This window comes from Streptacidiphilus neutrinimicus, assembly GCF_000787815.1.
Lineage (GTDB): Bacteria > Actinomycetota > Actinomycetes > Streptomycetales > Streptomycetaceae > Streptacidiphilus > Streptacidiphilus neutrinimicus.
On record NZ_BBPO01000123.1, the window covers coordinates 1 to 8750 of the forward strand.

General features: G+C 73.2%; 7 protein-coding genes and 1 pseudogene. 7 read left to right on the forward strand and 1 reads right to left on the reverse strand.

Features of this window, described 5'->3' with window-relative positions; all coding sequences use genetic code 11:
* From infB to truB, 5 genes are all read left to right on the forward strand, one after another.
* Positions 1-2004, forward strand: a 2004-nt coding sequence (infB, locus tag TR48_RS36455; protein ID WP_042374909.1) for a translation initiation factor IF-2, incomplete at its 5' end; no start/stop codon positions are given.
* 135 nt (positions 2005-2139) lie between these two features.
* A complete protein-coding gene (locus TR48_RS36460) occupies positions 2140-2436 on the forward strand; it encodes a DUF503 domain-containing protein (RefSeq protein ID WP_042374911.1) in 297 nt (98 codons plus the stop codon).
* Between the two features lie 78 nt (positions 2437-2514).
* Positions 2515-2991 (forward strand): 30S ribosome-binding factor RbfA, encoded by a 477-nt coding sequence (gene rbfA / locus TR48_RS36465; RefSeq protein ID WP_042374913.1) that lies wholly within the window; start codon positions 2515-2517, stop codon positions 2989-2991.
* 2 nt (positions 2992-2993) lie between these two features.
* Positions 2994-4106, forward strand: coding sequence for a DHH family phosphoesterase (locus TR48_RS36470; RefSeq protein ID WP_236652491.1), 1113 nt, complete (start codon positions 2994-2996; stop codon positions 4104-4106).
* A 44-nt stretch (positions 4107-4150) separates the two neighbouring features.
* On the forward strand, positions 4151-5059 hold the full coding sequence (gene truB / locus TR48_RS36475; protein WP_042374914.1) for a tRNA pseudouridine(55) synthase TruB: 909 nt from the start codon (positions 4151-4153) through the stop codon (positions 5057-5059).
* Between the two features lie 15 nt (positions 5060-5074).
* Here truB and TR48_RS36480 read toward each other — a convergent pair whose 3' ends face one another.
* Positions 5075-6031, reverse strand: coding sequence for a GlxA family transcriptional regulator (locus tag TR48_RS36480; RefSeq protein ID WP_042374915.1), 957 nt, complete (start codon positions 6029-6031; stop codon positions 5075-5077).
* A 118-nt stretch (positions 6032-6149) separates the two neighbouring features.
* Between TR48_RS36480 and TR48_RS36485 the strand changes: the two genes are divergently transcribed.
* Both TR48_RS36485 and TR48_RS44005 read left to right on the forward strand, forming a co-directional pair.
* Positions 6150-6446 (forward strand): putative quinol monooxygenase, encoded by a 297-nt coding sequence (locus TR48_RS36485; RefSeq protein ID WP_042374916.1) that lies wholly within the window; start codon positions 6150-6152, stop codon positions 6444-6446.
* Between the two features lie 381 nt (positions 6447-6827).
* Positions 6828-8750 (forward strand): annotated as a pseudogene (locus TR48_RS44005) (hypothetical protein); the annotation flags it as partial.

The following is an 8750-nucleotide window of genomic DNA, read 5'->3' on the forward strand; positions in this document are numbered from 1 at the left end:
GGCTTCGGCGGCGCCCGCCCCGGTGGTGGCGGCGGCTTCGGCGGTCGTCCGGGCGGTCCGGGTGCCCGTGGCGGCACGCAGGGCGCCTTCGGCCGTGGCCCCGGTGGCCGTCCGGCCCGTGGCCGTAAGTCGAAGCGCGCGAAGCGCCAGGAGTACGAGGCCATGCAGGCCCCGTCCGTCGGCGGTGTGATGCTGCCGAAGGGCCACGGCGAGACCGTGCGCCTTTCGCGTGGCGCCTCCCTGACGGACTTCGCGGACAAGATCAACGCCAACCCGGCGGCGCTCGTCTCCGTGATGTTCAACCTCGGTGAGATGGTCACCGCGACGCAGTCCGTCTCCGACGACATCCTGCAGATGCTCGCCGGCGAGATGGGCTTCACGCTGGAGATCGTCTCCCGCGAGGACGAGGACCGCGAGCTGCTCGAGTCGTTCGACATCGACTTCGGTGAGGACGAGGGCGGCGAGGATGACCTCGCTCCGCGTCCGCCGGTCGTGACCGTCATGGGTCACGTCGACCACGGTAAGACCCGACTGCTGGACGCGATCCGCAAGTCCAACGTGGTCGCGGGCGAGGCCGGTGGCATCACCCAGCACATCGGCGCCTACCAGGTCGTCACCGAGGTCAACGGCGAGGAGCGTGCCATCACGTTCCTGGACACCCCGGGTCACGAGGCGTTCACCGCCATGCGTGCCCGTGGTGCGAAGTCCACCGACATCGCGATCCTGGTGGTCGCGGCCAACGACGGTGTCATGCCGCAGACGGTCGAGGCGCTCAACCACGCCAAGGCCGCCGGTGTGCCGATCGTGGTCGCCGTCAACAAGATCGACGTCGAGGGCGCCGACCCGGTCAAGGTCCGCGGTCAGCTGACCGAGTTCGGTCTGGTGGCCGAGGAGTACGGCGGCGACACCATGTTCGTCGACATCTCTGCGCGCCAGGGCCTGCACATCGACTCCCTGCTGGAGGCCGTGGTCCTGACCGCGGACGCCAGCCTGGACCTGCGGGCCAACCCGGAGCAGGACGCCCAGGGCATCGCGATCGAGGCCCACCTGGACAAGGGCCGCGGCGCCATGGCGACCGTCCTCGTCCAGCGCGGCACCCTGCACGTCGGTGACTCGATCGTGGTCGGCGACAGCTACGGCCGCGTCCGCGCCATGCTCGACGAGAACGGCAACAACCTGCAGGAGGCCGGTCCGTCGCGTCCGGTGCTGCTGCTGGGTCTGACCTCGGTGCCCCGCGCCGGCGACAGCTTCATCGTCGTCGACGAGGACCGCACCGCCCGCCAGATCGCCGAGAAGCGCTCGGCCCGCGACCGCAACGCCATGTTCGCGCGTCGTCCGGTCCGCGTCTCGCTCGAGGACCTGGACAAGGCCATCGCCGCCGGCGGCATCCAGCAGCTCAACCTCATCATCAAGGGTGATGTCTCCGGCTCCGTGGAGGCCCTGGAGGACGCGCTGCTCAAGCTGGACGTGGGCGAGGAGGTCGAGCTCCGCATCCTGCACCGCGGTGTGGGTGCGATCACCGAGTCCGACGTCGACCTGGCCATGGGCTCCGACGCCATCATCCTGGGCTTCAACGTCCGGGCCGAGGGCCGCGCCCGTACGGCGGCGGACCGCGAGGGCGTCGACATCCGCTACTACTCGGTCATCTACCAGGCGATCGAGGAGATCGAGGCGGCGCTCAAGGGCCTGCTCAAGCCGGAGTACGAGGAGGTGCGCCTCGGCTCCGCGGAGATCCGCGAGGTCTTCCGCTCCTCCAAGTTCGGCAACATCGCCGGTGTGCTGGTCCGCGAGGGCCTCATCCGACGCAACGCCAAGGCCCGCCTCATCCGCGACGGCAAGGTCGTGGCGGAGAACCTCACCATCGAGGGTCTGCGCCGCTTCAAGGACGACGCGACCGAGGTCCGCGAGGGCTTCGAGGCCGGTGTCACCCTCGGGTCGTACAACGACATCAAGGTGGAGGACACCATCGAGACCTACGAGATGCGCGAGAAGCCGCGCTCGTAAGTCCCTGAGGTAACGAGAGGGGGCCGGGAGACGGAGCCAATTCCGTCGACCGGCCCCCTCCTCGCTCGGTACGGTGAGGGCATAGCAGTCCCCACCGATTCCCGAGGCCTCACAGGTCGGCGTGACCTGTCACACATGTTCGTGGGAACACTTACGTTTGATCTGCTTCTGGGTGATATTCACTCCCTCAAGGAGAAGCGGTCGATCGTGCGGCCCATCGTGGCCGAACTGCAGCGCAAGTACAGCGTGTGCGCTGCGGAGACCGGAAACCAGGATCTGCACCGCCGGGCCGAGATCGGCCTGGCCGTCGTCTCCGGCGAGGCGTCCTACGTCGCCGAGATCCTGGACAGCTGTGAGCGGTTGGTCTCGGGCAGGCCCGAGGTGCAGCTGCTCTCCGCGAGGCGGAGGCTTCGCGACGACGAGGACGAGTAGGACAATCGGACAGGTCGCCCCAAGGAGGGCGTCCGCGGGTACCGTTCCCCATGGTGCCCACCAGCACGAGGAGGACCAGTGACCGACACCGCGAGGGCGCGCAAGCTCGCAGACCGCATTCGGGTGGTCGTCGCGGAGACGCTCCAGCGGCGGATCAAGGATCCGCGGCTCGGTTTCGTCACCATCACCGACGCCCGCGTGACCGGTGACCTGCGCGAGGCCACCGTCTTCTACACCGTCCACGGCGACGAGACCGCGCGCGAGGCCTCGGCCGCCGCGCTGGAGAGCGCCAAGGGCATCCTGCGCTCCACCGTCGGGCGCGAGACCGGGGTCCGCTTCACCCCGACCCTGACCTTCGTCCTGGACGCCATCCCGGACACCGCCCGCCACCTGGACGACCTGCTCGTCAAGGCCCGGGCGCAGGACGCGGAGGTGCGCAGCGTCGCCGTCGGCAAGACCTTCGCCGGCGAGGCCGACCCGTACCGCAAGCCGGGCGAGTACGACGAGGAGCTCGAGGGCTCGGTCGACGCCGACGACGAGGCAGAGGACGAGTAGTCGTGCCCGGCCGGCCGGACCACGTGGCCTCGCACGTCGACATCGAGACGCCCACCGGCGCGGTGGGCGTCTCCGCCCCTGCGCTGCCGTCCCCGCGCGGGGAGCTGCGGCGGCCCGGTGAGGCGGACTGGCAGGCGGTGCTGGACGCGATCGCCGGCGCCTCCTCCGTGGACCTGCTCGCGCACGTCCTGCCCGACGGCGACGCGCTGGGCTCCGCCCTGGCCGTCGGTCTCGCGCTGCGGCAGCGCGGCGTCGAGGTGCGCGTCTCCTTCGGCGACGACCCTCAGGTCGTGCCCGCCTCCCTGTCGTTCCTGCCCGGCCAGGAGCTCATCGTCCCGGTCTCGGAGGTTCCCGAGCGGCCGGAGCTGATGATCAGCTTCGACGTCGCCGACGCGCGCAGGCTCGGGCTGCTGCAGGCCAAGGCGGAGGCCGCGCGACAGCTGGTCGTCGTCGACCACCACACCTCCAACGCCGGCTTCGGCACGCTGCGTCTGATCGACCCGCTGGCCCCGGCCACAGCGGTCCTCGTCGACGAGCTGCTGCGCCGTCTCGGCGTGCCGTTGGACCAGCAGATCGCCACCTGCCTGTATGCCGGGGTCGCCAGCGACACCGGATCCTTCCGCTACGCGGCCACGACGCCCGCCACCCACGAGTTCGCCTCCCGCCTGCTGGCGGCCGGGGTCCGGCACGACGCCATCTCCCGGCGGCTGTGGGACACGCAGTCCTTCGGCTACCTGAAGGTGCTGGCCGCCGCGCTGGAGCGGGCCGAGCTCGAGCCCCTGGCCGCGGGCGGCCGAGGCCTCGTCTGGACCTGGGTGCCCTGGGCCGACCTGCTCGCCCACGGCGTGCCGCCGGAGCAGATCGAGGGTCTGATCGACGTGGTCCGCAAGGCCGCCGAGGCGGAGGTCGCCCTGGTCCTGAAGGAGGACCCGGACGGCAGCCTGCGCGGCTCCTCGCGCGCGAACGGGGCCGTCGACGTCGCCGCGGCCTGCGCCGCGCTGGGCGGCGGCGGTCACGCCTACGCGGCGGGCTTCACCTCGCACCGCGGCGTCCCGGCCACCGTCGCGGCCTTCCGGGCCGCGCTCGACGCGCAGTCCGCCCCGATCCCCGACTGAGCTCCCCGCAACCCGGTCCTCCGAACGAAAGACTGAAACCCCTCGTGAAGCGCAAGGGCACCGGCCCTGACGGTCTGGTCATCGTCGACAAGCCGGCCGGGATCACCTCCCACACCGTCGTCGCCCGCATCCGCCGCCTGGCCGGCACCCGCAAGGTCGGCCACGCCGGCACGCTGGACCCGATGGCGACGGGCGTGCTCGTCGTCGGCAGCGAGAAGGCGACGCGCCTGCTCGGCCACCTCGCGCTGACGACCAAGACCTACGAGGCGACGATCCGTCTCGGCCAGACGACGATCACCGACGACGCGGAGGGCGAAATCACCGCCTCGATCGCGGCGCACGCCGTGACCGACGAGGCGGTCGCGGCCGGGGTGGCCAAGCTGACCGGCGCCATCGAGCAGGTGCCGTCGAGCGTCAGCGCGATCAAGATCGACGGCAAGCGCTCGTACGCGCGGGTGCGCGAGGGCGAGGAGGTCGCGTTGGCCGCCCGTCCGGTCACCGTCTCCCGCTTCGAGGTCCACGGCCGCCGGGACGCGGTCGCCGAGGACGGCACGGCCGTCGTCGACCTGGACGTCACGGTGGACTGCTCCTCCGGAACCTACATTCGCGCCCTCGCCCGCGACCTGGGCGCGGACCTCGGCGTCGGCGGCCACCTCACCGCGCTGCGCCGCACGCGCGTGGGCGCCTACGGGCTCGACGTGGCGCACACGCTGGAGGAGCTGGAGGAGTCCTTCGCCGACAACGTCCTGCCGATCGCCGACGCGGCCGCGGCCGCGTTCCCGCGCTGGGACGTGGACGAGAAGCAGGCCCGGCTGCTGGCGACCGGCGTCCGCATCGACGCGCCGGGGCTGGGCGTCAGCGAGCCGATCGCGGTCTTCGACCCGGACGGGCGCTTCCTCGCGCTGATCGAGGAGCACGGAGGCAAGGCGAAGTCGCTCGCCGTCTTCGTCTGAGCCGACCGCTCCCCGTCAGACGCCGCGCAGTGCCGTCGTCGTCTTCCCGGTGCGTTCGCGAAGCAGCACCCGCAGCGTGTGCGGGTGCTCGTAGCCGACCTTGCGGGCGATGACCTCGAGCGACAGCTCGGTGGTGCGCAGCAGGTGGGAGGCCTGCTCGACGCGCAGGTCCTGGACGAAGCGGATCGGTGAGGTGCCGAGGCTGCGCTGGACGGACCGCTGGAGCGTCCGGTTGCTGACCCCGATGGCCTTGGCGGCGTCCGGGATGCTGATCGGCTCGGCGAGGCGGGTGCGGGCCCAGCGCTCGAAGGCGGCCACCGTCGGATCGCTCTGGGCGAGCGCGCTCGGGATGGTGTAGGCGGACTGGGACGGCCGCTCGTCGATCACCAGGTAGCGGGCCAGCAGATCCGCCAGGGCCGGGCTGCCCGCCCGGACCACGTGGAGCGCGAGGTCGACGTGGCCGAAGGCCGCGCCCGCGGTCGTGATGCCGTCGCAGGCGACCACCATCCGGCTCTGATCGATGCTGACCTGCGGGTAGCGCCCGCGGAACGCCGGGGAGAGCCACCAACTGGTCGTGGCCCGTTGGCCGTCCAGGATCCCGGACTCGGCGAGCAGGAACGTGCCGGTGCAGGCCGAGGCGATGGCCGTGCCGCGCGAACGGGTGCGGGCGATACGCTCCCGGACGGGGGCGAGCTCCTCGGCGGCGACCCGTTCCAGCAGGGCGTCGGGCCGCCGCTCGGCCAGGGCGGGGACGATCAGCAGGTCGGCCGCGTCGGCGCGGTCGAGAGGCTGCGTCTCGACGAGATGCCGCGCTCCGGTGCGGACCTGGGGCCGGCAGCCGACGGTCGTCACGTTCCAGGACGGCGCCCCGCCGACCTCGCCGCGCATCGCGTTGGCGCCGTCCAGCACGTCCAGGACTGCGGACAGCCCGGAGTCGAACACGCCGTCGTAGACGAGAACCGCTACCTCCATGACGAAAACGCTATCATCCATGGCGTTTCTGCCACTGATCTCGGTGTTGGGCCAGGGCGTAGTTTCGAGGTGTGCCGGAGAACCGGCGACGTTCCTCGCAAGCCCTCAAGGAGCCCCCATGAAGATCGGTCTGCTCGCGCGTATCGAGGCCAAGCCCGAGTACGCCGACAAGGTCGAGGCGATGCTGCGCGACGCGGCGGCCCTGGCCGAGCAGGAGCCGCACACCGTCACCTGGTACTCGTTCCGTCAGGACGCCACCACCTTCGGCGTCTTCGACACCTTCGACGACGAGGCGGGCCGTCAGGCCCACCTCCAGGGCGCGATCGCGGCGGCGCTGATGGGCGCGGCCGAGACGATGCTCAGCGCGCCGCCGGTGATCACGCCGGTCGACCTGCTGGGCGTCAAGGCCAAGTGATGTCCACGCTCACCCGCCCGGGCTCGCTGACGGGTCTGTAGTTGCTCCGGAAGATCCCCGCCAGGGAGATTCCGGAGCCGCCCGTCGCGCGCACGCTCGGCATCTGTCTCGTGGAGGTCTGCGAGGCGACGACGGTCCGCGTCGGCCGCATGCGCGATCTTCGCCGCCGGTTGACCGTGGCATCCCCGGCTGCGCGCCGCTGACGTGCGGCGTCCGCCCCTGTGTGAAACGCGTTGCACTCCATCGAGCGAGCGCGCGAAGCACGGCAGGGGCGGGCGGAAGGGCACCCGGCGGGACGTCGTGAGCGGTGGGCAGCCTCCCCGCAGGCGGTGCGCGGGTGCGCGCCGCACGGCGAAAGGCGGGACGGTGGGGCCTGGGCTGGTGCGCGTCAGTGACTCGCGGGGGACGTTGCGGGGACTCGCCTTCGGGGTCGACCACGAGGGCACGCTGGTGACGGCGCACGAGGTCGTCGACGGCCTCGCCGGGCTCCGGCTCGCCTACCCCGACGGGCGCTCCGTCCGCGTCGACGCGGGCGGGATGGTGCCGCTGCCCGCGCTCGGGCTGGCGCTGCTGCGCACCGACGTCCCGCCCGGCACGCCCTGGCCGATCGCCGACGGGGTGGGGACGCGTCTGGTCTCCGTGCCCGGCCACGGCGCCGCCCTGCAGGGAGCGGTCGCCGGGCTCGTGACCGCCCGCTACGAGGCCTCCGAGCGCTTCTGGCTGCTGCCCGACGTCTGGCAGTTGAGCCTGGAGCAGGCGCCCGCCGGGCTGCCCGTCCACGCCGCCGGCGGGCCGGTCGTCGACGCGGAGACCGGAGCGGCGGTGGGGGTCGCCACGGCAGCGCTGCGCAGCCGTCGGCGCGGAGCGGCGCTGGCGGTGCGGCTCGGCGCGGTGGCGGCCGAGCCGGTGCTCGCGGACCTGCTGGCCCGCAACGCCGAGACGGTTCCCGCGCACGGGCGCGCGCTGAACCTCGCCGGGGTGCTGGAACTGGCCGCCGCCGGGATCGACGCGGCGGCGACCGAGGCCGCGGCGCGGCGCGTGCCGCGTGCGGACGGACTGCCGGAGACGGTCCAGGGCTGGGACCCGGTGCGCCCCCTGCTCGCGGTCATCGGGGAGGCGGGCAGCGGACGGACGACCGAGCTGGCGGCTCTCGCCTTGCAGCGCACCCGTTCCGCGTACCGTCTGCCGACCCTCTGGCTGCGCGGCGCGGACCTCGCCGCAGGCGACGCGAGCGTCCTGGACGCGGCGGACCGCGCCCTCAGCCGCGTGCACGCGCTGTTGCGCCACCCCGCGCCCGCCCCGCTGGCGGGTCAGGCCGCGCGCGTCGCCGCCGCCGCGCATCGACCGCTGCTGATCGTCCTGGACGCGCCCGAGGAGGCCCCGCCGCAGCTGCTGGCCCGCTGGCGTGGCTGGTGCGCGGAGACCGTGCGCCGGCTGCGGGGTACGGAGTGCCGGTTGCTGGTGGGCTGCCTGCCGGAGTTCTGGGAGCGCACCAGCGCCGTGCTGGCCCCCGACGACGTGCAGGGCAGCCGCCGACTCGGTCCGCTCGATCCGCGCGCGGCGGGCGAGCTGGCACTGCGGGAGGTGCCTGCGGCGACCGGGGCGGTGACGGGAGCGGCTTCGGAGCCCGGCGTCGCCGGGCTGGTCGCGGCGGGTGACGCGCTCGCGCTGCGGTTGGTGGGCGAGGTTCGCTCGGCGCAGCCGTCCCTGGCCCTGCCGCGTTCGCGCCCGCTGACCCGGACCGACCTGCTCTCCGCCCGACTGGACCTCGCCTGCCTGCGGATCGCCGAGCGGCTCGCCGCGCAGGCGGTGCGGTCCGCGCCCACGGCCGTGGCCGCGTCGACGCCCACCCTCACGCCCGAGCCGGGCACACCGACCGTGACGAGGCAGGACGCCGCGCGCGGGCCGGGCATCCTGTGGTGGCGCGCCGCGCCACGCTCGGACGCGCAGGGGGCGCAGGCGGAGACCCTCCGACCCGCGCGTGCCGTTTCGCCGGCTGTCCCGCCGGCCGTCCCGTCCGCAGTGTCGAACGCCGAGGCGCGGGCGGTGCGGCGGTTGGCCGCGCGGGTGGCCGGGCGGTGCCACGAGGCGGCCCGGCGGATGCTGGGCGCGCCGGACGGCGGGCTGACGGCGCGGGAGTTCGACGACCTCTTCCCCTGGTCCGAGGGATGGGCCCAAGCCGCGCTCGGCGAGGGCGTCTTCGTCGCGGCCGGGACCGGCTACCGGTTCGCCTGCGGCGCTCTCGCCGACTGGCTCGAGGGCTTCCACCTCGACGTTCCCGTCGCCCTCACGATGATCCTGGCC